Source organism: Sphingopyxis sp. (assembly GCF_036675685.1).
Lineage (GTDB): Bacteria > Pseudomonadota > Alphaproteobacteria > Sphingomonadales > Sphingomonadaceae > Sphingopyxis.
The window spans coordinates 1-25,382 of record NZ_JAKFEM010000017.1 but is presented as its reverse complement, the minus strand read 5'-3'; the positions used below and the strand labels follow the sequence as shown (position 1 = coordinate 25,382).

Below are 25,382 nucleotides of genomic sequence, written 5' to 3'. Positions count from 1 at the left end.
AGCTCGTGCCGGGCAGTACCCGCCGCCCCCTATGTAGGAGCGCGGAGGGGCCGGCTCAAGGGGTTTGCGCGAGCGCGAGGGCGCGCTCTTAAGGGATTTGCTCGACTTTCGCTGCGAGCGCCTCGATCCGGTCGGCAATCTGCAACAGCGCGCGGTCGTGTACGGGCCGCGCTTGCGGCGCGTCCGCCGGAGCCGCTTCGCTTGTCATCGCCAATTGTTCGAGCGCCGCCTGCTCGCGCGCGACCGCCGCGCGCAATTCGTCGCGCGCCGCCGCCTCGCGGCTTTCGGCGAGCGCCACCGCAGCGCGGAGCGAATCGGACTGGGGCGCGGTCTTTTCGACCTTGCCCTTCGCTTCCTGTGCATCGTCGGCGAGCATCAAGGCGGCAAAAAGCAGTTGGCGAACCTCGGTCCCGCCCTGAATCCCGCGCGCCTTTTCGTCGACCACGGATGCGAGCTGGAGCAGCTGCGTTTCCTCCCCGTCGGCGCAATGAACGTCATAAGGGCGTCCCGCGATGGTCAGTTTGACATCAGCCACGGCCGGCCTCCGCAATCAGGCGGTCGAGTTCGCCGATCACCGCGGCAACCTCGGCTTTTAGCGCCGATTGGTCGGCGGCGGGTGCTGCGATGGCGGCGGCTGGCCGGCTTGCGCGGTCAGCCAGGGCCTTTTCGATGCGGCTGAGCGCGCGTTCGATACGGCCGATGGCCAAGCTGGATTCGTCGAGATCGAGTTCCATGACGATGGGGTTAGCAGCGCCGGACAGGGGGTGCAATTGCCCTCTCGGCCCAAAATGCACGGATTTTGCGTCACGGGCGGTTGACTCCTGCCCGCGCCACCGCAAAGGGCTGTGCGCATCCAGTCCGGATGCCCAGAATCGCTTTGGGCCCGGCGCCTGCCCAGCCATTTCCGGGGGACCAATGACACTGCCCGAACGTCAGCTCGCCAATGCCATCCGCGCGCTCGCGATGGATGCCGTACAGGCCGCAAACAGCGGCCATCCGGGGATGCCGATGGGCATGGCCGATGTCGCCACGGTGCTCTATTCGGACTATCTGAAGTTCGACGCGGCCGATCCGCATTGGCCCGACCGCGACCGATTCGTTCTGTCGGCAGGCCATGGCTCGATGCTCGCCTACGCGACGCTGCACCTTGCCGGCTATGCGCGGCCGACGATCGAAGACATCCGCAATTTCCGCCAGCTGCACAGCCCGTGCGCGGGGCATCCCGAGAATTTCGAGCTCGAAGGCGTCGAAACGACGACCGGGCCGCTGGGGCAGGGTCTCGCGACCTCGGTCGGCATGGCGATCGCCGAGCGGCATTTGAACGCCATCTATGGCGACGACCTCGTCGATCACCGCACCTGGGTGATCGCGGGCGACGGGTGCCTGATGGAAGGCATCAACCACGAAGCGATCGGTTTGGCTGGGCATCTTGGCCTCGGTCGCCTGACCGTGTTGTGGGACGACAACAAAATCACCATCGACGGGTCGACCGACCTGTCGACGAGCGAAGATATTGCCGCGCGCTATGCGGCGACCGGTTGGCATGTCGAAAGCTGCGACGGGCACGACCCCGCCGACATTCGCCGTGCGATCAACGCCGCGCTTGCCGATCCGCGCCCGTCGCTGATCGCGTGCCGCACGATCATCGGTTTCGGCGCGCCGAACAAGCAGGGCACCTCGGCCACCCACGGCGCCCCGCTCGGCGCCGACGAGATTGCGGCAGCGCGCAAGGAGCTCGGCTGGACCGCCGAGCCCTTCGTCATTCCGGCCGATGTCGCTTCGGCGTGGACGGCGTTCGGCAAGAAGGGCAAGATTCTTCATGCCGAGTGGAATGATCGTCTTGCAAGCAACGAAAAGAAAAAGGAATTTGAAGATCGGCTAAGCGGCAAGATCGTTCCGGGCGATGCCTTCAAAGCCTATCTCGACGGCTTGGTCGCCGAGCCGCCGAAGGTCGCGACGCGCAAGGCGTCGGAGAATACGCTCGGTGCGCTGACCGCCGATATTGCGGCACTCGTCGGCGGCAGCGCCGATCTGACCGGTTCGAACAATACCAAAACCTCGTCGACCAAGCCGCTGACCAAAAACGATTATTCGGGGCGCTATATTTATTATGGCATCCGCGAATTCGGCATGGCGGCGGCGATGAACGGCATGGCGCTGCATGGCGGCGTCGTTCCTTATGGTGGCACCTTCTTGGTGTTCGCCGATTATTGCCGCGCCGCGATCCGCCTGTCGGCCTTGCAACAGCAACGCGTCGTCTATGTGATGACGCACGACAGCATCGGGCTTGGCGAAGACGGCCCGACGCACCAGCCGATCGAGCATCTCCAGTCGCTCCGCGCGATGCCGAACCTGCTCGTGCTGCGCCCCGCCGACGCGGTCGAAACCGCCGAATGCTGGGCGCTCGCGCTCGCGCAGGAAGATCGCCCGTCGCTGCTCGCGCTGACCCGCCAGAACCTTCCGCCGCTGCGTCATGACGTCACGGAAAATCTTTGCCTGAAAGGCGGTTACCGCCTTCGCGATGCCGCCGCCGCGCGCAAGGTCGTGCTGATCGCGACGGGGTCCGAAGTGTCGCTCGCGATGGAAGTCGCCGACAAGCTCGAAGCCGCGGGCCATGGCGCCGACGTCGTTTCGATGGTGTCGACCGAGCTGTTCGACGAACAGGACGCCGCTTATCAGGCCAATATCCTGCCCGACGACGCGCTGCTCGTGTCGATCGAGGCGGGCACGACCTTCGGCTGGGAACGCTACACCGGCCGCCACGGCCTGCGCTTCGGTATCGACAGCTTCGGCGCCTCGGCACCGATTGAAGACCTATTCAAGCATTTCGGCCTGACCGCCGATGCTATCACCCCCCGGATCCTGGAACGGCTGAGCAACTAAGAGCCCGCCCTCCCACACGCAGAAAGGATTTTTCGATATGGCAGTGAAAGTCGCAATCAACGGTTTCGGACGCATCGGCCGCCTGGTGGCGCGCGCCATCCTCGAACGTCCCGATTGCGGGCTGGAGCTCGTTGCGATCAACGACCTCGCCGATGCCAAGGCGAACGCGCTGCTGTTCAAGCGCGACAGCGTCCACGGCCCGTTCCCCGGTGACGTCGTCGCCGATGGTGACGCCATGGTCGTCAATGGCAAGCGCATCCGCGTCACCGCCGAGCGCGACCCCGCGAACCTGCCGCATGCCGAACTCGGCGTCGACATCGCGCTCGAATGCACGGGTTTCTTCGCTGACCGCGACAGCGCGTCGAAGCATTTGACCGCCGGCGCCAAGCGCGTGCTGATCTCGGCGCCTGCCAAGGGCGTCGACCTGACCGTCGTTTACGGCGTCAACCATGACAAGCTGACCGGCGAGCATATCGTCGTCTCGAACGCCAGCTGCACCACCAACTGCCTCGCGCCGGTCGCGAAAGTGCTCAACGACAGCATCGGCATCGAACGCGGGCTGATGACCACGGTCCACGCCTATACCAACGACCAGAAGATCCTCGACCAGATCCACAGCGACATGCGCCGTGCGCGTGCCGCCGGCATGTCGATCATCCCGACCACGACGGGCGCCGCGCGCGCGGTCGGCGAAGTGCTGCCCGAACTCAAGGGCAAGCTCGACGGTTCGGCGATCCGCGTGCCGACCCCGAACGTCAGCCTCGTCGACCTGACCTTCACGCCGAAGCGCGACACGAGCGTCGAGGAAGTAAACAAGATCCTGAAGGACGCGTCGGAAGGCGCGCTGAAGGGGGTGCTCGCTTTCTCCGACGAGCCGTTGGTCTCGATCGACTATAACCATAATCCGGCAAGCTCGACGGTCGACAGCCTCGAAACCGCGGTGCTCGAAGGCAAGCTCGTCCGCGTCGTCAGCTGGTACGACAATGAATGGGGCTTCTCGAACCGCATGGTCGACACCGCGGGTGTGATTGCCGGCCTGCTTTGATTTGATAGATAGCCGTTTGCCCTGAGGAGGGGCTGAGCCTGGCGAAGGCCCGTCTCGAAGGGCCCTTCGAGACACCGCTTCGACAAGCTCAGCGGTTCCTCAGGGCGAACGGAAAAGGGGACCGTGATGGCTAGCTTCAAGACCCTCGACGATATCGGTGACGTCACCGGCAAGCGCGTGCTCGTGCGCGTCGATCTCAACGTCCCGTTGTTCGAAGGCGCGGTCAGCGACGCGACGCGGATCCAGGCGGCGATGCCGACGATCCGTGAACTGGCGGACAAAGGCGCGATCGTCCTGCTGCTCGCGCATTTCGGGCGGCCGAAGGGTGCGAAGAACCCGACCCAGTCGCTGTCGCTCGTCATGGGCGGGGTCGAGGACGTCCTCGGCCATTCGGTGATGTTCATCCCCGATTGCATCGGTGAGGGCGCGAAGGCGGGGATCGCGGTGCTCGCCGCGGGCGACGTCGCGGTGCTCGAAAACACGCGCTTCTATCCCGGCGAGGAACAGAACGACCCGGCCTTTGCCGATGCACTCGCCGAAATCGGCGACCTGTACGTCAACGACGCCTTTTCGGCAGCGCACCGCGCGCATGGCTCGACCGAGGGCATCGCGCGTCGGCTTCCCGCTTACGCCGGCCGCGCGATGGAGGCCGAGCTCAAGGCGCTCGATGCGGCGCTGGGTAACCCGACGCATCCGGTCGCCGCGGTCGTCGGCGGCGCCAAGGTGTCGAGCAAGATCGACGTGCTGCGCAACCTCGTCACCAAGGTCGATCACCTCATCATCGGCGGCGGCATGGCGAACACTTTCCTTGCCGCGCGCGGGGTCGATGTCGGCAAGTCGCTGTGCGAGCATGATCTGGTCGACACGGCGAACGCGATCTTCGACGCCGCCGATGCCGTGGGCTGCACGATCCATTTGCCCTATGACGTCGTGGTGGCAAAGCAGTTCGCCCCCAACCCGCCGACGCGCACGGTCAATGTGCACGAAGTCGCGGCCGACGAAATGATCCTCGACGTCGGCCCGGCCGCGACCGAGGCGCTCGCCGATGTGCTCAAGAACTGCCGCACCCTCGTCTGGAACGGCCCGCTCGGCGCGTTCGAGACCCCGCCGTTCGACACCGCAACCGTTGCGCTTGCCAAGACTGCCGCGGCACTGACGCGCGAAGGCTCGCTGATCTCGGTCGCGGGCGGCGGTGATACCGTTGCGGCGCTCAACCATGCCGGCGTTGCCGGTGACTTCACCTTCGTTTCGACCGCCGGCGGCGCCTTCCTCGAATGGATGGAAGGCAAAGCGTTGCCGGGCGTCGACGCGCTGAAGGCCTAGACTTTCCGACCGCATTGCATCGCGCCCAAGGGGTCGCTATGCGCACCGCCACATACGTATGCAAACAACCGGAGATCTTATGACCACCGCCAATGCCGCCATGCTCGACCAGATCAAATCGGGGCAGGGCTTTATCGCCGCGCTCGACCAGAGCGGCGGTTCGACGCCCAAGGCATTGAAGGGTTATGGGATTGAAGCGGACGCTTTCTCGAGCGACGAGGAAATGTTCGGCTTGATCCACGCGATGCGCAGCCGCATCGTCACCGCGCCGTGCTTCAACGGGGAGAAGGTGATCGGCGCGATCCTGTTCGAGCGCACGATGGATGGTGACGCCGATGGCAAGCCCGTCCCCGCGCTGCTCTGGGACCGCGGCGTGGTGCCGTTCCTGAAGGTCGACAAGGGGCTCGAAGACGAAGCCGACGGCGTCCAGCTGATGAAGCCCAACCCCGGCCTCGATGACCTCTGCAAGCGCGCGGTCGCCAAGGGTGTGTTCGGGACGAAGATGCGCAGCGTCGTCAACCTCGCCAACCCCGCGGGCGTCAAGGCGATCGTCGAACAGCAGTTCGCCGAAGCGAAGCGCATCGCTGCGCACGGCCTCGTTCCCATCATCGAGCCCGAGGTGAACATCAAGAGCGCCGAGCGCGATGGCGCCGACCGCCTGCTGCTCAAGGAAATCACCACCGCGCTGGGTAGCTGGGACGGTGCGCCCGTCATGCTCAAGCTGTCGATCCCCGCTGAAGCGAACCTGTTCGCGCCGCTGGTCGACCACCCCAAGGTGCTGCGCGTCGTCGCGCTGTCGGGCGGTTTCGCACGCCCCGAAGCCTGCGCCGAGCTGGCGAAGAACCGCGGCATGATCGCAAGCTTCAGCCGCGCGCTGCTCGAAGACCTGCGCCACCAGATGAGCGATGACGAGTTCAACGCGTCGCTCGGCGGCGCGATCAAGGAAATTCACGCGGCCTCCGTGGCCTAGGTGATGGGAGAGAGGTGGCAAGCCGTCGACGACTATATCGCCGAAAAACTATTTGGCGACGATGACGTGCTTGCCGCCACCCTCGCCAACAATGCGGCGCAAGGTCTGCCGCCGATCGACGTGTCGCCGGCGCAGGGCAAGATGCTGTTCCTGTTCGCGCAAATCGCCGGCGCGCGGCGGATTCTCGAAATCGGAACGCTCGGCGGCTATTCGACGATCTGGCTTGCGCGGGCGCTGCCCGCAGACGGGGAACTGGTGACGCTCGAGCTGGAGCCGCATCATGCCGAGGTTGCGCGCGCCAACCTCCAACAGGCGGGCGTTTCGGACAAGGTCGACATCCGCGTCGGCCCCGCATCGGATAGTCTGGCGGCGATCACCGGCGAAGCGCCCTTTGATTTTGTGTTCATCGACGCCGACAAGCAGAGCAACGCGCATTATGTCGCCGAAGCGATCCGGCTTGGGCGCCCCGGTACGACGATCATCGTCGATAATGTCGTGCGCGAAGGCGGGGTGCTGGAGGCGGACAGCGACGACGAGCGTATCGTCGGCACGCGCGCGCTGTTCGACATGCTCAGCGCCGAATCCCGTCTCGATGCGACCGCGGTCCAGACCGTCGGTGTCAAGAAATGGGACGGCTTTGTCGTCGCGCGGGTGCGGTGAGAGGCGATTTCAAGGAGGCGAGAGTTGGTCAGAGCCCGCCGTCGAAACGGAAATCGAAACGATAATCAGCGGGTTTGATTGCTTTGGTCGATGTGGTTCGCGCCGGGGCGACGCGTTCGAGCAGGATCGATCCGTCAGCGATCGGAGTGCGCTTGCCCAGCGTCACTTCAAACTCCTGTTGGCGGCCGCCCGAGCGAATCCACAGCATTTTCACCCGGACCTGCCCTGCCCAGACGCAGACGACGTCCTGCGGGCAACGGCTGTCCTCCAGCACCGCGACCGGTTGGACGATCGGGCCGTCGGCATAGGCTTGCTGGCCCAGCGCGACATTTTTGGCCTCGGCAAGCGGTGTTTTCTGCTGTGTCGCAGCGCAAGCCGACAGGGCAAGGACGGCGACAAAGGAGGAAGCGAAGACGCGATATATGTTCTGCATTTGCTCACCTCTGACGGCGCCGCTATGAACGCGCCATGACCCGTACACCCTGCCAGCTTTATCTCATCTCGCCGCTCGACGTCAGCGGCGATTTTCCCGACCGGCTCACCGAAGCACTCGACGCCGGCCCGGTCGCGGCCTTCCAGTTTCGCGTCAAGGGACTCGACCAGCATGAAGCGGCGCGGCTTGCCGAGCCGTTGCAGGCGATCTGCGCCGCACGCGACGTGGCGTTCATAGTCAACGACGATGTCGCGCTCGCGAAGCGGCTCGGTGCCGACGGCGTGCATCTGGGGCAGGACGACGGCGATCCCAGGGAAGTGCGCCGCGAGCTGGGGCCACAGGCGCAGATCGGCGTGACCTGTCACGCGAGCCGTCACTTCGCGATGGAAGCGGGCGAGGCGGGCGCCGACTATGTGGCGTTCGGCGCCTTTTTCCCGACGACAACCAAGGCGGTCGAGCATCATGCCGATCCCGAGATCCTGGAATGGTGGCAGGGCATGTTCGAATTGCCATGCGTCGCGATCGGCGGGATCACGCCCGAAAATGGGCGTCCGCTGGTCGACGCCGGCGCCGATTTTCTTGCCGTGTCGGGCGGGGTGTGGGCGCACCCCGAGGGGCCGGCAGCCGCGGTACGCGCGTTCAGCGCGCTGCTTGAAAATCAACCGGCGGGATAGTCGCGCCCGGGCTTGCCCGGCGTGTCGTCGGGCGTCCGGGACGGTGCGGCATCCTTGCGCCAGCCGAACAGGCCGGCGCAAGGCGCCCCGCGCCGCAAAGGCTTCGCATCCCGCCGTCTTGGCGGCGGCGTCAAATCGGAAAGATCGATACTCATCATGTCGCCGATATGGCAGCGCCGCGCGCTTTCATATTGGATCGATACGTCAAATCGGCTTCGGTTCGTCGCCTTTTGACTCGCACCTATTTTTGACTTGCACTGGGCCCGGTGTGTCGCAACACAGCGGGCGGGGAGAAGTTTATGACTGAAATTACCACGCCGGCCGCACGCGGACGCGAACTGACGCTCCGCGCGATCCTGCTCGGCGGCATATTGACGCTGATGTTCACCGCGGCGAACGTCTATCTGGGACTGAAGGTCGGGCTGACCTTTGCAACCTCGATCCCGGCGGCGGTGATTTCGATGGCGCTGCTGCGCTATATGGCCGGGTCGACGATCCTCGAAAATAATATCGTCCAGACGATCGCGAGCGCCGCGGGCACGCTGGCGGCGATCATCTTCGTGCTGCCGGGGCTCGTCATGGTCGGTTATTGGCAGGGCTTCCCGATGCTCGAGACCACCGCGATCACGATGCTCGGCGGGATATTGGGCGTGCTGTTTTCGGTGCCGCTGCGCCGGGCGCTCGTCGTCGATTCGGACCTGCCCTATCCCGAAGGGCGCGCCGCCGCCGAAGTGCTGCAGGTCGGTGCCGCAAGCGCCGAGGGTGCCGAGGAAAATCGCGCCGGGCTTTCGGCCTTGATGTGGAACAGCGTCGTTGCCGCGGCCTTTACGCTGCTCACCCAGATGAAACTCGCGGGCGCCGAAGTTGCACGCTGGTTCACCGTCGGCACCGGCGCGACCGGCATCGCGGGCGGACTGGCGTTCGCGCTGTTCGGCGTCGGGCATCTTGTTGGCCTGTCGGTCGGTATGGCGCAGCTCGTCGGCATGGTCACCGGCTGGTGGGTGCTGCTCCCGATCCTGACGCAAGGCGGGGCAGGCGATGCCGAGACACTGGCGAACACCGTTTTTCGCGCCGACGTGCGCTTCTTTGGTGCGGGCGTGATCGCGGTTGCCGCGATCTGGACGCTGATCCGGATCGCCGGCCCGGTGCTCGGCGGCATCCGTTCGGCGATGGCGGCAAGCCGCGCGCGTCAGGGCGGGCAAGCGCTGGCGATCGAAGAACAGGATATTTCGATCAAATGGGTGTTCGGTGGTTCGCTCGCGCTGATGCTGCCGATCGGCTGGCTGCTCTGGTCGGAACTCGCGGGCGGGCCGCTCGCGGGATCGTCGATGATTCTGGTCGCGGGCGCGGTCCTGTTCATCATCGTCGTCGGGCTGATGATCGCGTCGGTCACTGGCTATATGGCCGGTTTGATCGGTGCATCGAACTCGCCGGTGTCGGGGATCGGCATCCTCGCGATCATCGCCTCGTCGCTGCTGCTGCTCGGCCTGCTCGGCCGCGCCGGGGGTGAAGCGGAAATCAATGCGATGGTCGCCTATGCGCTGATCGTCACCGGCCTGGTGTTCGGCATCGCGACGATTTCGAACGATAATCTCCAGGACCTCAAGACCGGGCAGCTGGTCGGCGCGACCCCGTGGAAGCAGCAGGTCGCGCTGATCATCGGTGTGATCTTCGGCTCGCTCGTCGTCCCGCCGGTGCTCAACGTGCTCAACGAGACGGTCGGCTTTGTCGGGGTTCCCGGCGCGGGCCCCGAGGCGCTGGCGGCGCCGCAGGCGGGTCTCATCTCCTCATTGGCCAAGGGCGTGCTCGGCGGCGACCTCAACTGGACGATGCTCGGTTATGGCGTGCTTGCCGGCGTCGGCTTCATCATCGTCGACGCATTGCTTGGCCGCGCGGGCAAGCTTCGGTTGCCGCCGCTCGCGATCGGGATCGGCATTTATCTGCCGATGGCGGTGATCCTGCCCGTCGTGATCGGCGCGGTGGGCGGCTGGTTCTACGACCGCTGGGCCGCGAAGCGCCCGAACGCAAGCTTCGCGCACCGGATGGGCGTGCTGACCGCGACGGGGATGATCGTCGGCGAAAGCCTGCTCGGCGTCTTTTACGCGGGCACCGTCTATGCGACCGACAATGACGCGCCGCTCGCGGTGACCGGCGCCGGCTATGCACCCTATGCGCCGTGGGTCGGGCTCGTCCTGTTCGTCGTGCTGGTGTGGCTGAGCTACAAGCGCACGCGGCGCTTGGTGACCGAAACGCCCTGACTTGCCCTTCGTCGCGCGCGCGGCTAAAGGCGCGCTCCTGATACCGATGCCCCGCGGGCGCCGGTTTGCTCTTTCCATCCTTGAACTGTGAGTGTGCGCGATGAAAATCACCGGCGTTGAAATCCGTCCCGGCAATATTCTGGAATTTGAAGGCGGCATCTGGAAGGTCACCAAGATCCAGCACACCCAGCCGGGCAAGGGCGGCGCCTATATGCAGGTCGAGGCCAAGAACCTCATCGACGGCCGCAAGCTGAACAACCGCTTCCGCAGCGCCGACACGGTCGAAAAGGTCCGCCTCGACACCAAGGATTTCCAGTTCCTCTATGCCGAGGGCGATGACCTGGTGTTCATGGACAAGGACAGTTTCGAGCAGATCAACATCTCGAAGGATGTCGTCGGCGACGCGCATGAATTCCTGCAGGACGGCATGGACGTCGTGCTCGAGCTTTGGGAAGAGCGCCCGATCTCGGTCGAACTGCCCGAAACGATCGAAGCGACGATCGTCGAGGCCGACGCGGTGGTGAAGGGCCAGACGGCGTCGTCGTCGTACAAGCCCGCGATCCTCGACAATGGCGTGCGCGTGATGGTGCCGCCGCACATCACCAGCGGCACCAAGATCGTCGTGCATGTGTACGACCGCGAATATGTCCGCCGCGCGGATTAAATAGCGTCGCTCCCGCGAAGGCGGGGGCCGCTAGCGTTTTACATTGCCGACAGCGGCCCCCGCCTTCGCGGGGGCGACGCGTTGAAGGAAACGAAAATGGCCATATCCGGCATCATCACCGTCATGGAACGCGCCGCGCGCAAGGCGGGGACCAAGCTGCGCCGCGACTTCGGCGAGATCGAGCATCTGCAGGTCTCGCAAAAGGGGCCCGCCGACTTCGTGTCGAAGGCCGACCAGGCCGCCGAGCGCACGCTGTATGACGAACTCGGCCGCGACCGTCCGGGCTGGGGCTTCGTGCTCGAAGAAGGCGGGATCATCGAAGGCGAGCCGGGCAAGCCGCGCTTCATCATCGACCCGCTCGACGGCACCTCGAACTTCCTCCACGCGATCCCGCATTTCGCGATCTCGATCGCGGTGCAGGAGCCGAAGATTGGCGGCGGCTGGGGCGATGTCACCGCGGCGCTGATCTATCAGCCCGTCACCGACGAAAGCTATTGGGCCGAACGCGGCCGTGGTGCGTGGCTGCACGACCGGCGCCTGCGTGTCGCGTCGCGCCGTCACCTCAACGAATGCCTCGTTTCGACCGGCATCCCGTATATGGGCCATGGCAATATGGCGCAGTGGAGCCGCATTTTCGGTGCGGTCGCGCCCGAAGTTGCAGGCATCCGCCGCTTCGGCGCCGCCAGCCTCGACCTCGCCTGGGTCGCGGCAGGCCGTTACGACGGTTTCTGGGAAAGCGACCTCAAGATCTGGGACGTTGCAGCGGGCATGCTGCTCGTGCGCGAAGCCGGCGGCTTCGTGAGCGATTTTCGCGGCGGCGACCGCGCGATCGAGCGCAGCGAATTTATCGCGGGCAGCGCCGCGGTGCATTCGAAGCTGCAGAAACTGGTCGCGGGCGCGCTGCGCAACGCCTGACGGTCGTACCTTTTCTTCGTCATGCCGGACTTGATCCGGCATCCATTCCAGCGGCGCGGTCATGGACCCCGGATCAAGTCCGGGGTGACGATGAAATTAAACGTTCACCCGCTAGGCGAACGTCGACCTACTTCTCGAAAACATACTCGCGAAAGCTGTCCATCAGCGACGCCCAGGTGTTGAAGGTCTCGCCGACATTTTCGCGCGGGATGCCCGCGAAATCGAGGTCGACGTCCATTTCGAGCACCGGATCGCCCTCATCATCCTTATAGGCGCGGGCGAAACGCTTTTCCTTGTTCCACTTGTTGAGCTTGTCGAGCGAGACGTCCTTCGCGTCGCTGAAGCCCATATAATATTGCAGCGTCTTGCACTTCTTGCCCTCGGTGCAGTTCATGAAGAGAACGAGGAATTTCAGCCCGCCCCGGTTGCTCTCGATATAGGGGTCGTCGCCGGGCTTCGCGACGATCGTCGCGGGCCAGCCCTGCGACTCGACGATCGCCTTGATCGTTGCGGGATTTACCGCGTTGATCAGTTCGGCCTGCGCCGGGGTGGCGGAGAAAAACGCTGCAGCGCCCAGGGCAAGGGCAGCGCGAGTGGTGAAAGGTCCCATAGATACTCCCATATCGAAGTCGCGCCTGAAAAGCGCTGTACACCGACCCTTTTTTTGCGGGGTATCACAGGGATAGGGGCGGTCGCCAGCGCCGTTTGTGCTTTTGGTCACGCGGGTTGCGAAATTCATGCCCGCGACGCTTGCGAGGCGCGACTTGCTGGCCTAAAGCGCCCCCCATAAACGGGTGCAGGGCACCCCAATAGATGAACAACAGAACTGCGAGCTCCCATGGTCGATCTGACGCAATATTTGCCGATCCTGATCTTTCTGGTCGTCGCCATCGGCCTGTCGTCCGCCTTCGTCTTCCTGCCGATGGGCGTCGCGCGGCTGACCGGGGCGCACAAGCCCGACCCGGCAAAGCTGACCGAATATGAATGCGGCTTCCCGGCGTTCGAGGATGCGCGCAGCCAGTTCGACGTGCGCTTCTATCTTGTCGCCATCCTCTTCATCATCTTCGACCTCGAAGCCGCCTTCCTCTTTCCCTGGGCGGTGAGTCTGAAGGAAATCGGCTGGGCCGGCTGGGCCACGATGATGATTTTCCTCGCCGAGCTCGCGATCGGCCTTGTGTACGCGTGGAAGAAAGGGGCGTTGGACTGGGAATGAGCAATTCGATCATCCTGCCGCCCGGCCAGATGCCGGTTGCCCCCGGGGCAAACCCCGAGATGATGCCAGTGGCGCCGGGGACAAGCCCCGACGCGGGCTTTTTCGACGACCTCAACAGCGAAGTCGGCGACAAGGGATTCCTCGTCACCTCGACCGAAGACCTGTTCAACTGGGCGCGCACCGGCTCGCTGTGGTGGATGACCTTTGGCCTCGCGTGCTGCGCGGTCGAAATGATCCACGTCAACATGCCGCGCTATGACATGGAGCGTTTCGGCGCCGCACCCCGCGCCAGCCCACGCCAGAGCGACGTGATGATCGTCGCGGGGACGCTGTGCAACAAGATGGCCCCCGCGCTGCGCCGCGTGTACGATCAGATGTCGAACCCGAAATATGTCATCTCGATGGGCAGCTGCGCCAACGGCGGCGGCTATTATCATTACAGCTATTCGGTGGTGCGCGGCTGCGACCGCATCGTGCCCGTCGACATCTATGTTCCCGGCTGCCCGCCGACCGCCGAAGCCCTGCTTTACGGCGTGATGCAGTTGCAGCGGAAGATTCGCCGGACCGGGACGATCGAACGCTGATGGCCAGTCCTGCTCCGCTCGTCGCCCCGCAGCCGGGCCTCGCTGCCGCGCTCAGGAAGCTGCTGGGCAAGGATTTGCTCGTGCACGACTTCGTTGTCGGCGAAGACAGCATCGACGTCGATCGCGATGCCGTTGCCGGCGTGATGATCGCATTGCGCGACAATCTCGACTATCAGCAGCTGATGGAGATCGCCGGGGTCGACTATCCCGACCGCGCCGAGCGCTTCGAGGTCGTCTACCACCTGCTCAGCGTCACGAAGAACCACCGCCTGCGCGTCCGCGTGTCGACCGACGAGGCGACGCCGGTGCCGACGATCGTTCCCGTCTGGCCGAACGCCGGCTGGCTCGAGCGCGAAGTGTTCGATATGTATGGCGTGCTGTTCGCGGGCAACACAGACCTGCGCCGTATCCTGACCGATTACGGGTTCCAGGGGCATCCGCAGCGCAAGGACTTCCCGCTCACCGGCTATATCGAGCTGCGGTACAGCGAAGAAGACAAGCGCGTCGTGTACGAGCCCGTGAAGCTTGCACAGGATTTCCGCAATTTCGACTTCATGTCGCCGTGGGAAGGCGCCGACTATGTGCTGCCGGGCGATGAAAAGGCCGGCGGAACGGGCGAAGGCCCCGGCAAGGGCGCGCCGAGCCCGATGACCGCGCAGCAGGTGAAGGTCGCCGACGACAAGGCCGAAAAGAAAGCGCCGCCGCCGACCCCGAAGACCACTGAAAAGCCGTCTCAGACCGGCGCGGGCGCGAAGGCCAATGTGAAAGCCGCCAAGACGAGCCGCGACGTCGCGAGCGCCAAGGTCGCTACCAAGACGGCCAAAACGCCCGCCACGACCAAGGCAGCAAAGGCGCCGGCAAAGCCGCGCGCACCGCGCAAGCCCAAAACAGGAGGTGACGCATGACCGACTCTCCTCAGGTCAAGCACCACGGCAGCGACATGTTCGAAGGCTATCCGGTCGATACGGCCGATACCGTCGGCGATCAGGTCGTCACCAATTACACGATCAACTTCGGCCCGCAGCACCCCGCGGCGCACGGCGTGCTGCGCATGGTGATGGAGCTCGACGGCGAGATCATCGAGCGCGTCGACCCGCACGTCGGCCTGCTCCACCGCGGCACCGAAAAGCTGATCGAGTACAAGACTTACCTGCAGGCGCTGCCCTATTTCGACCGGCTCGACTATTGCTCGCCGCTCGCGATGGAGCATAGCTATGTGCTCGCGATCGAGAAGCTGCTCGACCTCGAAGTCCCGGCGCGCGCCCAATATATGCGCGTGCTGTTCGCCGAGCTGACGCGCATCTGCAACCATATGCTCAACATCGGGTCGCACGTCATGGACGTCGGCGCGATGACCCCGAACCTCTGGGTGTTCGAGCTGCGCGAGGATTGCCTCAATTTCTTCGAACGCGCGAGCGGCGCGCGTATGCACAGCGCGTACTTCCGTCCGGGCGGGGTGCATCAGGATGTCCCCGAAAAGCTGCTGGTCGACATCGGCGAATGGTGCGAAAAACGCCTGCCGAAGCTGTTCGGCGACGCGATGAGCCTCGTCATCGACAACCGCATCTTCAAGCAGCGCAACGTCGACATCGCGACGGTGAGCAAGGAAGACGCGCTGGCATGGGGTTTCTCGGGCCCGATGATCCGCGGCAGCGGCATCGCATGGGATCTGCGCAAGTCGCAGCCCTATGACGCCTATGCCGCGATGGAATTCGACATTCCCGTCGGCACCCGCGGCGACTGCTACGACCGTTTCATGGTGCGCGTCGAGGAAGTCTATCAGTCGGCGAAGATCATCAAGCAGTGCCTGCGCGACATGCCGACCGGCCCGATCGCGAGCCTCGACCGCAAGGTCGTGCCGCCGAAACGCGGCGAGATGAAGCAGTCGATGGAATCGCTGATCCATCACTTCAAGCTCTATACCGAGGGCTTCCACGTCCCCGCGGGCGAAGTCTACGTCGCGACCGAAAGCCCCAAGGGTGAATTCGGCGTCTATCTGGTCAGCGACGGCAGCAACAAGCCGTACCGCTGCAAGATCCGCCCGACGGCGTTTTCGCACCTGCAGGCGATGGACATGATGGCGAAGGGGCACATGCTCGCAGATACGACCGCGATCATCGGCGCGATCGATGTGGTGTTCGGGGAGTGTGACCGGTGAGGACGCTCAAGCAGACCGAAGGTTGGCTGGCACAAGCTGCGTCAACATTTGTGGTGCTCTTGGTGGCGCAGTGGTTTTTCGATGTTCGCGATCCCGACACCAGCAAGGCGATCGTTTGGGTGATCGGCATCGGCAAGACCGTCGTGATGATCGAGTTGGTGCTATTTGGCGGACGCTGGCTGCAGCTCAAGTATCGAGAACGTAATTCAAATATGGGCGGCAATAATGGCTGACGCACCCCAAATCTCCGACGAAGCCGAAACCCGCGCGCGCTGGGGCGCTTTTGCGTGGACGGCCGAAAATGCCGAGAAGGCGAAGGCGGTCATCGCGCGCTATCCCACGGGGCGCCAGCGCTCGGCGGTGATGCCGTTGCTCGACCTCGCACAGCGGCAGGTCGGCGCCGAGACGCAGACGCAGGGCTGGTTGCCCGTGCCGGTGATCGAATATGTCGCGGCGCAGCTCGATATGCCGTTCATGCGCGCCTATGAGGTCGCGACCTTCTATACCATGTACAATCTCGTTCCCGTCGGCCGCTATCATGTGCAGGTCTGCGGCACGACACCGTGCCTGCTGCGCGGGTCGGACGATGTGATGGCCGCGTGCAAGAACCGCGGGATGACCAAGGGCAAGACCACCCCCGACGGGCTGTTCACGCTGACCGAGGTCGAGTGCATGGGCACCTGCACCAACGCGCCTATGGTCCAGATCAACGACGATAATTACGAAGACCTCGATTTCGACCGCATGGCGGCGATCCTCGACGCGCTTGCCGCGGGCGAGCAGCCGAAGACGGGAACGCAGACCCCGGGCCGCCACACCAGCGAACCCGAGGGCGGCCCGACGACGCTGAAGGAAATGGTCAAGGCCAACCACGACTATCGGAAGGATTGGTAATGGCGGTCTGGATCGCATTGGGCTCCACTTTCATGGGCGTCGCCGTCATTTTTATCGCCGTCTTCGCTGCACGCCAAAACGGCAAAAAGAAGGGTGAGTGAGGCCAGCCATGCTCGCTGACAAAGACCGCATCTTCACCAACATCTACGGTTTCCAGCCGTGGAACCTCAAATCGGCGCAAGCACGCGGCGATTGGGACAATACCAAGGATCTGATGAGCCGCGGCCAGGACGCGATCATCGAGGAGATCAAGGCGTCGGGCCTCCGCGGCCGCGGCGGCGCGGGCTTCCCGACGGGGCTCAAATGGAGCTTCATGCCGAAGGAGCCGCGCGCCGACCGCCCGAGCTTCCTTGTTATCAATGCCGACGAATCCGAACCCGGTTCGTGCAAGGACCGCGAGATCATCCGCCACGATCCGCACAAGCTGATCGAAGGCGCGCTGATTGCGGGCTTCGCGATGCGCGCGCGCGCCGCGTACATCTATATTCGCGGCGAGTTCATCCGCGAGGCGGAGACGCTCTTCGCCGCGGTGCAGGAGGCGTATGACGCCGGCCTGCTCGGCAAGAATGCCGCAAAATCGGGTTATGATTTCGACGTTTTCGTCCACCGCGGCGCCGGCGCCTATATCTGCGGCGAAGAAACCGCGATGATCGAGAGCCTCGAGGGCAAGAAGGGCCAGCCGCGCCTGAAGCCCCCGTTCCCGGCGGGCGCGGGCCTTTATGGCTGCCCGACGACGGTCAACAATGTCGAAAGCATCGCGGTCGTCCCGACGATCCTGCGGCGCGGCGCGCCGTGGTTTTCGAGCTTCGGGCGCGAGAATAACAAGGGCACCAAGCTCTTTCAGATCAGCGGCCATGTGAACACGCCGTGCGTCGTCGAGGAAGAGATGAGCATCCCCTTCCGCGAGCTGATCGACAAGCATTGCGGCGGCATTCGCGGCGGCTGGGACAATCTGCTCGCCGTCATCCCCGGCGGCTCGTCGGTCCCGCTCGTCCCCGCGGCCGAAATCATGGACTGCCCGATGGATTTCGACGGGCTGAAAGCCGTCGGATCGGGTCTCGGCACCGCTGCCGCGATCGTGATGGACAAGTCGACCGACGTCGTCCAGGCGATCAGCCGGATCAGCTATTTCTACAAGCATGAAAGCTGCGGCCAGTGCACCCCGTGCCGCGAGGGCACCGGCTGGATGTGGCGCGTGATGGAGCGGCTGCGCACCGGCGACGCCGACATCAGCGAGATCGACACGTTGTTCGATGTCACAAAGCAGGTCGAAGGCCACACGATCTGCGCGCTCGGCGACGCCGCAGCGTGGCCGATCCAGGGCCTGATCAAGCATTTCCGTCCTGAGCTGGAGCGGCGTATCCGCGACAATGGCGGTGTGCTGGAGGCGGCCGAGTGAAAACGGTGCTTGCCCTCGCATTGGTCGCCGCCGCTCCGCTCGCCGGGGCCGCGATGGCGCATGCCGAGGAAATCAGCGAAGCCAAGGCGCGCAAAATCGGGCGCGACTACGGCAATTGCGTCGTCGGCGAGCGGAGCGGGATTGCTCGCCATTATGTCTTGAATGATGTCCGCGACGGCGAGGCGGTACGCTGGAAGAAGGGCGTCATCGTGCCTTTCTGCCTGAGCATCAACTCACCCATGCCCGCGGTCCAGGCGACTTTTCCTGCCGACCATTATCGCTATGTGCTCGCACAGGCGCTGTTCAGCCGCGACCTCGCCAAATTGCCGGTGCCAACGCTGACCGACGTCGCGCCCTTGTCGCACCGACCGATGCCCGAGCCGCTTGATCCCGCAAAATTGCCTGCGGACGTGAAAAAGGCCGAAGAGGCCAAAATGAGTCTCGCCAACAAGTCGGTCGCCTTTCTCGCCGATATGCTCGGTGAATGTTCGGTGCGCCGCGATCCGGCTGGCGCCAGGGCGCTCCTTGCCGCTCCGATCGGTAGCAGCGAAGAGGATGAGGCCTTCAGGGCCTTTGCTCCGGCGATGTCGCATTGCATTCCCACGGGCAAGCAGGTCCGCCTGAACCGAACCGTCACCAAGGGATCGATCGCAGTCAATTATTACCGCCTTTCGGCGGCTGCGGGCCTGTTGCCCGCCAATCTGATGCCAAAGGCCGGTGAGGAGCCGGAACTCCGCGCGGACTTGCCGATCATCCAAGACACACAAAACGGGGCAGCGAAGTAATGCCTAAAGTAACCGTAGATGGCGTAGAACTCGACGTCCCGCAGGGCGCGACCGTGCTGCAGGCGTGTGAGCTGGCGGGGAAGGAAATCCCGCGTTTCTGCTATCATGAGCGCCTGAGCATCGCCGGCAACTGCCGCATGTGCCTCGTCGAAGTGTCGCCGGGACCGCCGAAGCCGCAGGCGTCGTGCGCGCTGCCGACCGCCGAGGGGCAGGTGATCAAGACCGACAGCCCGATGGTCAAGAAGGCGCGCGAAGGGGTGATGGAGTTCCTGCTCATCAACCACCCGCTCGACTGCCCGATCTGCGACCAGGGCGGCGAATGCGATTTGCAGGACCAGTCGGTCGCCTATGGCCGCGGCGCGACGCGCTATGACGAGAATAAGCGCGCGGTCACCGAGAAATATATGGGTCCCATCGTCAAGACGGTGATGACCCGCTGCATCCAGTGCACGCGCTGCGTCCGCTTTGCGGAGGAAGTCGCGGGCGTGGAAGATGTCGGCGCGATCTATCGCGGCGAGAATATGCAGATCACGTCCTACCTCGAACGCGCGGTAGGCAGCGAGCTTTCGGGCAATATCGTCGACCTCTGCCCGGTCGGTGCGCTGACCAGCAAGCCCTATGCGTTCGAAGCGCGCCCGTGGGAGCTCAGCAAGACGCTCGGCATCGACATGATGGACGCGGTCGGCACCAATGTGCGTATCGACGCGCGCGGGCGCCAGGTGCTGCGCGTGCTGCCGCGCGTCAACGACGATGTGAACGAGGAATGGGCGAGCGACAAGACGCGCCACCATGTCGATGGCTTGGTGCGCCGCCGTCTCGATCAGCCCTATGTCCGCGTGAATGGCGCGCTTCAGCCGGCAAGCTGGAACGAGGCTTTCGCCGCCATCGCGGCGGTCAAGGCCGGCTCGTCGGTCGCGGCAATCGCGGGCGACATGTCGGATTGCGAGACGATGTTCGCCGCGAAAGCGCTCGTGAACGCGCTCGGCTCGACCCTGCTCGAAGGACGCCAGACCGGGCTCGACTATGACGTCACCAGCCTGTCGGCGGTGAATTTCAACACCGGCATCGCCGAGGCCGAAAACGCCGACGTGATCCTGCTGATCGGCACGAATCTGCGCTGGGAAGCACCGCTCATCAACACGCGGCTGCGCAAGGCGGTGTGGAAGAAGGGCGCGAAGGTCTTCGCGATCGGTCCCGAGAAGGACCAGACCTACAAGACCGCATGGCTTGGCGACGACGCCTCGCTCGTCGCGAAACTGCCCGCGGCGGCGCTCGACGCGCTCAAGGGCGCCGAACGCCCGCTGATCATCGTCGGCGGCGGCGGCCTCGCGGTCCCCGGCGTTCACGGCGCGGCGCTCGCGCTCGCCAAGTCGGTGAACGCGGTCAAGGATGGCTGGAACGGTTTTTCGGTCGTCCATATGGCGGCGAGCCGCATGGGTGGGCTGATGCTCGGCTATGCGCAGCCCGGCGGGATCAAGGATGTAGTCGCGGCCAAGCCCAAGCTCGCCTTCTTCCTCGGCGCCGACGAGGTCGATTTCACCGCCTTCGACAAGACGCTGAAGGTCTATGTCGGCCATCATGGCGACAAGGGCGCGCACGCCGCCGACGTGATCCTGCCCGCGGCCGCGTGGCCCGAGAAGGATTTCACCACGGTCAACACCGAAGGCCGCGTCCAGCGCAGCGAAAAAGCCGTGTTCGCACCGGGTGACGCGCGCGAGGACTGGAGCATTTTCCGGGCTTTGGCCGATGCGCTCGGCGTGTCGGTCGGCTTTGACAGTTTCGCGCAGTGCCGCGCGGCGATGGCTGCGGCGGTGCCTGCGCTTGGGGTTGAGGGCCTCGCCGACTACGGCTGGTCAGTGCCGAAGCTCGCCGCCAAGCCCGAAGCGCGCGCGATCCCGTCGCCGATCAAGGATTTCTACCTCACCAACGCCATCTGCCGCGCGTCTCCGACGATGCAGCGCTGCTCGGAAGAGCTGGTCCATGGCGTCGATTTTGCGGAGGCCGCGGAATGACCCCGGTGCATGCGATTGCCAGCATCTTGCTGGTCGGGATGGGCTATTCGGTCTGGCGCGGGTTCAACCCGCGCAAGTCGGAAAGGCCCGGCCCGCATAACGGCTGGCGCAACCAGGACGGGACCCGGAAATGACCGAGACCTTCATCTCCTGGGGCATGGACCCGAATTGGGCGTGGGGCGTCGCGACGATTGTCGGCATCCTGCTCATCGCGCTGCCGCTGATGCTCAGCGTCGCGATGATCATCTATGCCGACCGCAAGATCTGGGCGGCGATCGCGTTGCGCCGCGGGCCGAACGTCGTTGGTCCCTTCGGCCTGCTGCAAAGCTTCGCCGACGGCCTCAAGGTGTTCCTGCAGGAAACGATCATCCCGTCGGGCGCGAACCGCGGCTTGTTCCTGATCGCACCGATCATCACCTTCACCGTCGCGCTGATGGCGTGGGCGGTGATCCCGTTCAATTCGGGCGCGGTGCTTGCCGACATCAACGTCGGGCTGCTCTACATCCTCGCGATTTCTTCGCTTGGCGTGTACGGCGTGATCCTGTCGGGCTGGGCGTCGAACTCGAAATATCCCTTCTTTTCGGCGATGCGCGCCTCGGCGCAGATGATCAGCTATGAAGTCTCGATCGGGTTCATCCTGATCGGTGTCGTGCTCTTCGCCGACAGCTTCAACCTCAATGAGATCGTCAAGGCGCAGCAGGGCCACGGGCTTGGGCTGGTCAACGCCTTCGGCTTCAACCTGCTGCTCTTCCCGCTCGCGGTTATGTTCCTGATCTCGTCGCTCGCCGAAACTGCGCGCGCGCCGTTCGACCTGACCGAGGCGGAAAGCGAACTCGTCGCGGGGTACCAGACCGAATATTCGTCGATGAGCTTCGCGCTCTTCTGGCTCGGCGAATATGCCAACGTCCTCCTGATGTGCACGCTCAACGCGGTGCTGTTCTGGGGCGGCTGGCTGCCGCCGCTCAATGTCGACCTGATCCCGTGGTTCGACATTCCGGGCTGGGTCTGGCTGTTCGGCAAGATCCTGTTCTTCTTCTTCGTCTTCAGCTGGGTGAAGGCGACCGTCCCGCGCTACCGCTACGACCAGCTGATGCGTCTCGGTTGGAAAGTCTTCCTGCCGATCTCGCTTCTCTGGATCTTCCTGATCTCCGGCTATCTGATGCTGACGAGGTACTCATGACCACCATCGCCCATCTCGTCAAAAGCTTCACGCTTTGGGAATTCGTCAAAGCCCATTGGCTGACGCTCAAATATTTCTTCAAGCCGAAGGCGACGATCAACTATCCGTTCGAGAAGAACCCGCTGTCGCCGCGTTTCCGCGGGGAGCATGTGCTGCGCCGTTATCCGAACGGCGAGGAACGCTGCATCGCGTGCAAGCTGTGCGAAGCGGTGTGCCCGGCGCAGGCGATCACGATCGAGGCCGAACCGCGCGAAGACGGCTCGCGCCGCACAACGCGTTACGACATCGACATGACCAAGTGCATCTACTGCGGCTTCTGTCAGGAAGCGTGCCCGGTCGACGCGGTGGTCGAGGGGCCGAACTTCGAATTCGCGACCGAAACGCGCGAGGAACTGCTCTATGACAAGGCCAAGCTGCTCGCCAATGGCGACAAATGGGAACGCGCGATCGCGGCGAATCTTGCCGCCGACGCGCCCTATCGGTAAGGGCGCGCGCACATGATCCAACTCATCGCCTTTTACCTGTTCGCGACGATCGTCATCGCCTCTGCGGCCATGGTGATTTTCGCGCGCAACCCGGTCCATAGCGTGATGTGGCTGATCCTCGCCTTCTTCAACGCGGCGGGGCTGATGCTGCTCGCGGGCGCCGAGTTCATCGCGATGCTGCTCGTCATCGTCTATGTCGGTGCGGTCGCGGTGCTGTTCCTGTTCGTCGTGATGATGCTCGACATCGATTTCGCCGAGCTGCGCGCGGGTTTCGTGCGCTATCTGCCGCTCGGCGCGCTGGTCGCGATCATCCTGGCCGCCGAGCTGATCTTCGCGGTCGGCGCATGGAGCGCGGGCGGGGTCGATCTCGCGGCGCGCGCCGCGCCGGCGGTCACCGACAAGAGCAATATCCAGCAAATCGGCGAGCTTCTCTACACGCGCTACATCTTTCTGTTCGAGGCGGCGGGCATCGTCCTGCTCGTCGCGATGATCGGCGCGATCGTGCTGACGCATCGTAAAAGGGGCGGCGTCCGCACCCAGAATATCTCGTTGCAGAACCAGCGCCGTCCGCAGGATGCGACGCGGCTGGTCGATCCGGGCGTCGGGCAGGGGATGGAATTGTGATTTCGGTCGGCCATTATCTCGCCGTTTCGGCGGTGCTGTTCACGCTCGGCGTGCTCGGCATCTTCATCAACCGCAAGAATATCATCGTCATCCTGATGGCGATCGAGCTGATCCTACTCGCGGTGAACATCAACCTCGTCGCGTTCAGCGCCGCGCTGAACGACCTTGTCGGGCAGGTCTTCGCGATGTTCGTGCTGACGGTCGCTGCGGGCGAAGCCGCGATCGGCCTCGCCATTCTCGTCATTTACTTCCGCGGCCGCGGCACGATTGCCGTCGACGATGCCAACCGGATGAAGGGGTAAGCCGGTGATCCAGGCGATCGTTTTCCTGCCGCTGCTCGCGGCACTTGTCGCAGGGCTCGGCCAGCGGGCCATCGGCCCCTTCGCGTCGAAAATCATCACGACGGGCGCGCTTTTTCTAAGCTGCGCCCTGAGCTGGCCGATCTTCCTGTCCTTCGTGATGGGAACCGGCGAAGCCGGTGTGACGCCGGTGCTGCACTGGGTGTCGTCGGGTGCGCTCCAGTTCAACTGGGAGCTGCGCGTCGACGCGCTGACCGCGGTGATGCTCGTCGTCATCACGACCGTCTCGGCGCTCGTCCACCTCTATAGCTGGGGCTATATGGAGGAGGATCCGGACCAGCCGCGTTTCTTCGCTTACCTCTCGCTCTTCACCTTCGCGATGCTGATGCTCGTGACCGCGAACAACCTCGTCCAGATGTTCTTCGGCTGGGAGGGCGTCGGCCTCGCGTCGTATCTGCTCATCGGTTTCTGGTACAAGAAGCCGAGCGCCAACGCCGCGGCGATCAAGGCGTTCGTCGTCAACCGCGTCGGCGATCTGGGTTTCATGCTCGGCATCTTCGGCACCTTCCTCGTGTTCGGCACGGTGTCGATCCCCGACATCCTCGCCGCCGCGCCGGGCATGGCGGGCAGCAGCATCACCTTCATGGGGATGCGCCTCGACACGATGACGATTCTCTGCCTGCTGCTGTTCATCGGCGCGATGGGCAAGTCGGCGCAGCTTGGCCTGCACACCTGGCTTCCCGACGCGATGGAAGGCCCGACCCCGGTGTCGGCGCTGATCCACGCCGCAACGATGGTCACCGCGGGCGTGTTCATGGTGTGCCGCCTGTCGCCGATGTTCGAAACCGCGCCGATTGCGTTGGGCGTCGTCACCTTCGTCGGCGCCGCGACCTGCTTCTTCGCCGCGACGGTCGGCACGACGCAGTGGGACATCAAGCGCGTCATCGCCTATTCGACCTGTAGCCAGCTCGGCTATATGTTCTTCGCCGCGGGCGTCGGCGCCTATGGCGCGGCGATGTTCCACCTGTTCACGCACGCCTTCTTCAAGGCGTTGCTGTTCCTTGGCGCCGGTTCGGTGATCCATTCGATGCACCACGAACAGGACATGCGCTATTATGGCGATCTCCGTAAGCATATCCCGATCACCTATTGGGCAATGATGGCGGGCACGCTGGCGATCACCGGCGTCGGCATCGCGGGCGTTGCGGGCTTTGCCGGCTTCCATTCGAAGGACGGCATCCTCGAGGCGGCGTTCGCAGCCGGTGGCGGCGGGCAAGTCGCCTTCTGGGTCGGCATTTTCGCCGCGCTGCTGACAAGCTTCTATTCGTGGCGCCTGATCTTCCTGACCTTCTATGGCAAGCCGCGCTGGGCCGCGAGCGAGCATATCCAGCACGCGGTGCACGGCGATCATCATGCGCATCCGTCGGACGAGCATGCCGGCCACGACGTGCACCATGCGCACGCCGCCGACGCGCACGAGGGCACGGCGGGGTATCACCCGCACGAAAGCCCGGTCTCGATGCTGATCCCGCTGATCCTGCTGTCGGTCGGCGCGGTGTTCGCGGGCTTCTTCTTCGCGCACCCGTTCATCTATCCCGAAGAAGGCATGGCCTTCTGGGGCACCAGCATCGCGTTCGACGAGCATCTGATGCACGCCGCGCATGAAGTGCCGCTGTGGGTGAAATGGACGCCGTTCACGGTGATGGCGATCGGCCTGTTCCTCGCGTGGAACAGCTATATCCGCAACACCACGCTGCCGGCGCGCTTCGTGGCGCAGTTCAAGCTGCTCCACCAGTTCCTCTACAACAAATGGTATTTCGACGAGCTCTACAACATCCTCTTCGTGAAGCCCGCCTTCGCGATCGGCCGCTTCTTCTGGAAGCGCGGGGATGAAGGCACCATCGACCGCTTCGGTCCCGATGGC

The 25,382-nt window shown here is 64.3% G+C and carries 28 protein-coding genes; 24 read left to right on the top strand and 4 right to left on the bottom strand.

What is annotated here, in order from left to right; all coding sequences use genetic code 11:
- Positions 1-88: 88 nt before the first annotated feature.
- Positions 89-535 carry a cell division protein ZapA gene (locus V6M50_RS07700; RefSeq protein ID WP_332817970.1) on the bottom strand — a complete coding sequence of 149 codons (447 nt, stop codon included), beginning with the start codon at positions 533-535 and terminating at the stop codon, positions 89-91.
- The gene (locus V6M50_RS07695) at positions 528-734 is read right to left on the bottom strand and encodes a hypothetical protein (protein ID WP_332817969.1); all 207 of its coding nucleotides are present in this window, start codon (positions 732-734) and stop codon (positions 528-530) included. Before V6M50_RS07695 ends, V6M50_RS07700 begins: the two co-directional genes overlap by 8 nt.
- Positions 735-915: 181 nt before the next feature.
- Between V6M50_RS07695 and tkt the strand changes: the two genes are divergently transcribed.
- The 5 genes from tkt (at position 916) to V6M50_RS07670 (ending at position 6,881) form a co-directional block, all read left to right on the top strand.
- Complete coding sequence (gene tkt, locus V6M50_RS07690) at positions 916-2,883, top strand: transketolase (protein ID WP_332817968.1); 1,968 nt, start codon at positions 916-918, stop codon at positions 2,881-2,883.
- Positions 2,884-2,920: 37 nt separating this feature from the next.
- Complete coding sequence (gene gap, locus V6M50_RS07685) at positions 2,921-3,928, top strand: type I glyceraldehyde-3-phosphate dehydrogenase (RefSeq protein WP_332817967.1); 1,008 nt, start codon at positions 2,921-2,923, stop codon at positions 3,926-3,928.
- A 126-nt stretch (positions 3,929-4,054) separates the two neighbouring features.
- The gene (locus tag V6M50_RS07680; RefSeq protein ID WP_332817966.1) at positions 4,055-5,251 is read left to right on the top strand and encodes a phosphoglycerate kinase; all 1,197 of its coding nucleotides are present in this window, start codon (positions 4,055-4,057) and stop codon (positions 5,249-5,251) included.
- Between the two features lie 100 nt (positions 5,252-5,351).
- A complete protein-coding gene (locus V6M50_RS07675) occupies positions 5,352-6,221 on the top strand; it encodes a fructose bisphosphate aldolase (protein ID WP_332818073.1) in 870 nt (289 codons plus the stop codon).
- Between the two features lie 3 nt (positions 6,222-6,224).
- Positions 6,225-6,881, top strand: coding sequence for an O-methyltransferase (locus V6M50_RS07670; RefSeq protein ID WP_332817965.1), 657 nt, complete (start codon positions 6,225-6,227; stop codon positions 6,879-6,881).
- A 28-nt stretch (positions 6,882-6,909) separates the two neighbouring features.
- On the opposite strand, the gene V6M50_RS07665 is transcribed toward V6M50_RS07670, so the two are convergent.
- Positions 6,910-7,314, bottom strand: a complete 405-nt coding sequence (locus V6M50_RS07665; RefSeq protein WP_332817964.1) for a hypothetical protein — start codon at positions 7,312-7,314, stop codon at positions 6,910-6,912.
- Positions 7,315-7,349: 35 nt separating this feature from the next.
- Between V6M50_RS07665 and thiE the strand changes: the two genes are divergently transcribed.
- The 4 genes from thiE (at position 7,350) to V6M50_RS07645 (ending at position 11,825) form a co-directional block, all read left to right on the top strand.
- Positions 7,350-7,988 carry a thiamine phosphate synthase gene (gene thiE / locus V6M50_RS07660; RefSeq protein WP_332817963.1) on the top strand — a complete coding sequence of 213 codons (639 nt, stop codon included), beginning with the start codon at positions 7,350-7,352 and terminating at the stop codon, positions 7,986-7,988.
- Between the two features lie 299 nt (positions 7,989-8,287).
- Complete coding sequence (locus V6M50_RS07655) at positions 8,288-10,246, top strand: OPT family oligopeptide transporter (protein ID WP_332817962.1); 1,959 nt, start codon at positions 8,288-8,290, stop codon at positions 10,244-10,246.
- A gap of 100 nt (positions 10,247-10,346) precedes the next feature.
- Positions 10,347-10,910, top strand: a complete 564-nt coding sequence (efp, locus tag V6M50_RS07650; protein WP_332817961.1) for an elongation factor P — start codon at positions 10,347-10,349, stop codon at positions 10,908-10,910.
- Between the two features lie 96 nt (positions 10,911-11,006).
- On the top strand, positions 11,007-11,825 hold the full coding sequence (locus tag V6M50_RS07645) for an inositol monophosphatase family protein (protein WP_332817960.1): 819 nt from the start codon (positions 11,007-11,009) through the stop codon (positions 11,823-11,825).
- A 127-nt stretch (positions 11,826-11,952) separates the two neighbouring features.
- Here the strand turns inward: V6M50_RS07645 and V6M50_RS07640 are convergent, their stop codons facing one another.
- Positions 11,953-12,435, bottom strand: coding sequence for a YbjN domain-containing protein (locus tag V6M50_RS07640; protein ID WP_332817959.1), 483 nt, complete (start codon positions 12,433-12,435; stop codon positions 11,953-11,955).
- Positions 12,436-12,663: 228 nt separating this feature from the next.
- Between V6M50_RS07640 and V6M50_RS07635 the strand changes: the two genes are divergently transcribed.
- From V6M50_RS07635 to nuoL, 15 genes are all read left to right on the top strand, one after another.
- Positions 12,664-13,038, top strand: a complete 375-nt coding sequence (locus tag V6M50_RS07635; protein WP_332817958.1) for an NADH-quinone oxidoreductase subunit A — start codon at positions 12,664-12,666, stop codon at positions 13,036-13,038.
- A 59-nt stretch (positions 13,039-13,097) separates the two neighbouring features.
- Positions 13,098-13,622 carry a NuoB/complex I 20 kDa subunit family protein gene (locus tag V6M50_RS07630; RefSeq protein WP_332818072.1) on the top strand — a complete coding sequence of 175 codons (525 nt, stop codon included), beginning with the start codon at positions 13,098-13,100 and terminating at the stop codon, positions 13,620-13,622.
- Positions 13,622-14,527, top strand: a complete 906-nt coding sequence (locus tag V6M50_RS07625; protein WP_332817957.1) for an NADH-quinone oxidoreductase subunit C — start codon at positions 13,622-13,624, stop codon at positions 14,525-14,527. Before V6M50_RS07630 ends, V6M50_RS07625 begins: the two co-directional genes overlap by 1 nt.
- A 35-nt stretch (positions 14,528-14,562) precedes the next feature.
- The gene (locus tag V6M50_RS07620) at positions 14,563-15,780 is read left to right on the top strand and encodes an NADH-quinone oxidoreductase subunit D (protein WP_332818071.1); all 1,218 of its coding nucleotides are present in this window, start codon (positions 14,563-14,565) and stop codon (positions 15,778-15,780) included.
- Entirely contained in the window at positions 15,777-16,013 is a 237-nt protein-coding gene (locus tag V6M50_RS07615; RefSeq protein ID WP_332817956.1) for a hypothetical protein, read from the top strand. Before V6M50_RS07620 ends, V6M50_RS07615 begins: the two co-directional genes overlap by 4 nt.
- Positions 16,006-16,674 carry a complex I 24 kDa subunit family protein gene (locus V6M50_RS07610; RefSeq protein WP_332817955.1) on the top strand — a complete coding sequence of 223 codons (669 nt, stop codon included), beginning with the start codon at positions 16,006-16,008 and terminating at the stop codon, positions 16,672-16,674. The genes V6M50_RS07615 and V6M50_RS07610 overlap by 8 nt, the downstream gene beginning before the upstream one ends.
- A gap of 109 nt (positions 16,675-16,783) precedes the next feature.
- A complete protein-coding gene (nuoF, locus tag V6M50_RS07605) occupies positions 16,784-18,073 on the top strand; it encodes an NADH-quinone oxidoreductase subunit NuoF (protein WP_332817954.1) in 1,290 nt (429 codons plus the stop codon).
- Complete coding sequence (locus V6M50_RS07600) at positions 18,070-18,858, top strand: hypothetical protein (RefSeq protein WP_332817953.1); 789 nt, start codon at positions 18,070-18,072, stop codon at positions 18,856-18,858. The genes nuoF and V6M50_RS07600 overlap by 4 nt, the downstream gene beginning before the upstream one ends.
- Positions 18,858-20,870, top strand: coding sequence for an NADH-quinone oxidoreductase subunit NuoG (gene nuoG / locus V6M50_RS07595; protein WP_332817952.1), 2,013 nt, complete (start codon positions 18,858-18,860; stop codon positions 20,868-20,870). Before V6M50_RS07600 ends, nuoG begins: the two co-directional genes overlap by 1 nt.
- Positions 20,867-21,004, top strand: coding sequence for a hypothetical protein (locus tag V6M50_RS07590; RefSeq protein WP_332817951.1), 138 nt, complete (start codon positions 20,867-20,869; stop codon positions 21,002-21,004). Before nuoG ends, V6M50_RS07590 begins: the two co-directional genes overlap by 4 nt.
- Positions 21,001-22,050 (top strand): NADH-quinone oxidoreductase subunit NuoH, encoded by a 1,050-nt coding sequence (gene nuoH, locus V6M50_RS07585; RefSeq protein ID WP_332817950.1) that lies wholly within the window; start codon positions 21,001-21,003, stop codon positions 22,048-22,050. The genes V6M50_RS07590 and nuoH overlap by 4 nt, the downstream gene beginning before the upstream one ends.
- Complete coding sequence (gene nuoI, locus V6M50_RS07580) at positions 22,047-22,535, top strand: NADH-quinone oxidoreductase subunit NuoI (RefSeq protein ID WP_332817949.1); 489 nt, start codon at positions 22,047-22,049, stop codon at positions 22,533-22,535. Before nuoH ends, nuoI begins: the two co-directional genes overlap by 4 nt.
- 12 nt (positions 22,536-22,547) lie before the next feature.
- Positions 22,548-23,159 carry an NADH-quinone oxidoreductase subunit J gene (locus tag V6M50_RS07575; RefSeq protein ID WP_332817948.1) on the top strand — a complete coding sequence of 204 codons (612 nt, stop codon included), beginning with the start codon at positions 22,548-22,550 and terminating at the stop codon, positions 23,157-23,159.
- Positions 23,156-23,461: an NADH-quinone oxidoreductase subunit NuoK gene (gene nuoK, locus V6M50_RS07570; RefSeq protein WP_260583119.1), complete on the top strand. Its 306-nt coding sequence runs from the start codon at positions 23,156-23,158 to the stop codon at positions 23,459-23,461. Before V6M50_RS07575 ends, nuoK begins: the two co-directional genes overlap by 4 nt.
- 4 nt (positions 23,462-23,465) lie before the next feature.
- Positions 23,466-25,382 (top strand): NADH-quinone oxidoreductase subunit L (nuoL, locus tag V6M50_RS07565; protein WP_332817947.1); only part of this gene is annotated, 1,917 nt, incomplete at its 3' end.

What these genes read in the sequence shown, in the direction of transcription:
- V6M50_RS07695 (WP_332817969.1), bottom strand. Translation starts at nt 734, where the DNA reads ATGGAACTCGATCTCGACGAATCCAGCTTGGCCATCGGCCGTATCGAA.
- tkt (WP_332817968.1), top strand. Translation starts at nt 916, where the DNA reads ATGACACTGCCCGAACGTCAGCTCGCCAATGCCATCCGCGCGCTCGCG.
- gap (WP_332817967.1), top strand. Translation starts at nt 2,921, where the DNA reads ATGGCAGTGAAAGTCGCAATCAACGGTTTCGGACGCATCGGCCGCCTG.
- V6M50_RS07680 (WP_332817966.1), top strand. Translation starts at nt 4,055, where the DNA reads ATGGCTAGCTTCAAGACCCTCGACGATATCGGTGACGTCACCGGCAAG.
- V6M50_RS07675 (WP_332818073.1), top strand. Translation starts at nt 5,352, where the DNA reads ATGCTCGACCAGATCAAATCGGGGCAGGGCTTTATCGCCGCGCTCGAC.
- V6M50_RS07670 (WP_332817965.1), top strand. Translation starts at nt 6,225, where the DNA reads ATGGGAGAGAGGTGGCAAGCCGTCGACGACTATATCGCCGAAAAACTA.
- V6M50_RS07665 (WP_332817964.1), bottom strand. Translation starts at nt 7,314, where the DNA reads ATGCAGAACATATATCGCGTCTTCGCTTCCTCCTTTGTCGCCGTCCTT.
- thiE (WP_332817963.1), top strand. Translation starts at nt 7,350, where the DNA reads ATGACCCGTACACCCTGCCAGCTTTATCTCATCTCGCCGCTCGACGTC.
- V6M50_RS07655 (WP_332817962.1), top strand. Translation starts at nt 8,288, where the DNA reads ATGACTGAAATTACCACGCCGGCCGCACGCGGACGCGAACTGACGCTC.
- efp (WP_332817961.1), top strand. Translation starts at nt 10,347, where the DNA reads ATGAAAATCACCGGCGTTGAAATCCGTCCCGGCAATATTCTGGAATTT.
- V6M50_RS07645 (WP_332817960.1), top strand. Translation starts at nt 11,007, where the DNA reads ATGGCCATATCCGGCATCATCACCGTCATGGAACGCGCCGCGCGCAAG.
- V6M50_RS07640 (WP_332817959.1), bottom strand. Translation starts at nt 12,435, where the DNA reads ATGGGACCTTTCACCACTCGCGCTGCCCTTGCCCTGGGCGCTGCAGCG.
- V6M50_RS07635 (WP_332817958.1), top strand. Translation starts at nt 12,664, where the DNA reads ATGGTCGATCTGACGCAATATTTGCCGATCCTGATCTTTCTGGTCGTC.
- V6M50_RS07630 (WP_332818072.1), top strand. Translation starts at nt 13,098, where the DNA reads ATGATGCCAGTGGCGCCGGGGACAAGCCCCGACGCGGGCTTTTTCGAC.
- V6M50_RS07625 (WP_332817957.1), top strand. Translation starts at nt 13,622, where the DNA reads ATGGCCAGTCCTGCTCCGCTCGTCGCCCCGCAGCCGGGCCTCGCTGCC.
- V6M50_RS07620 (WP_332818071.1), top strand. Translation starts at nt 14,563, where the DNA reads ATGTTCGAAGGCTATCCGGTCGATACGGCCGATACCGTCGGCGATCAG.
- V6M50_RS07610 (WP_332817955.1), top strand. Translation starts at nt 16,006, where the DNA reads ATGGCTGACGCACCCCAAATCTCCGACGAAGCCGAAACCCGCGCGCGC.
- nuoF (WP_332817954.1), top strand. Translation starts at nt 16,784, where the DNA reads ATGCTCGCTGACAAAGACCGCATCTTCACCAACATCTACGGTTTCCAG.
- nuoG (WP_332817952.1), top strand. Translation starts at nt 18,858, where the DNA reads ATGCCTAAAGTAACCGTAGATGGCGTAGAACTCGACGTCCCGCAGGGC.
- V6M50_RS07590 (WP_332817951.1), top strand. Translation starts at nt 20,867, where the DNA reads ATGACCCCGGTGCATGCGATTGCCAGCATCTTGCTGGTCGGGATGGGC.
- nuoH (WP_332817950.1), top strand. Translation starts at nt 21,001, where the DNA reads ATGACCGAGACCTTCATCTCCTGGGGCATGGACCCGAATTGGGCGTGG.
- nuoI (WP_332817949.1), top strand. Translation starts at nt 22,047, where the DNA reads ATGACCACCATCGCCCATCTCGTCAAAAGCTTCACGCTTTGGGAATTC.
- V6M50_RS07575 (WP_332817948.1), top strand. Translation starts at nt 22,548, where the DNA reads ATGATCCAACTCATCGCCTTTTACCTGTTCGCGACGATCGTCATCGCC.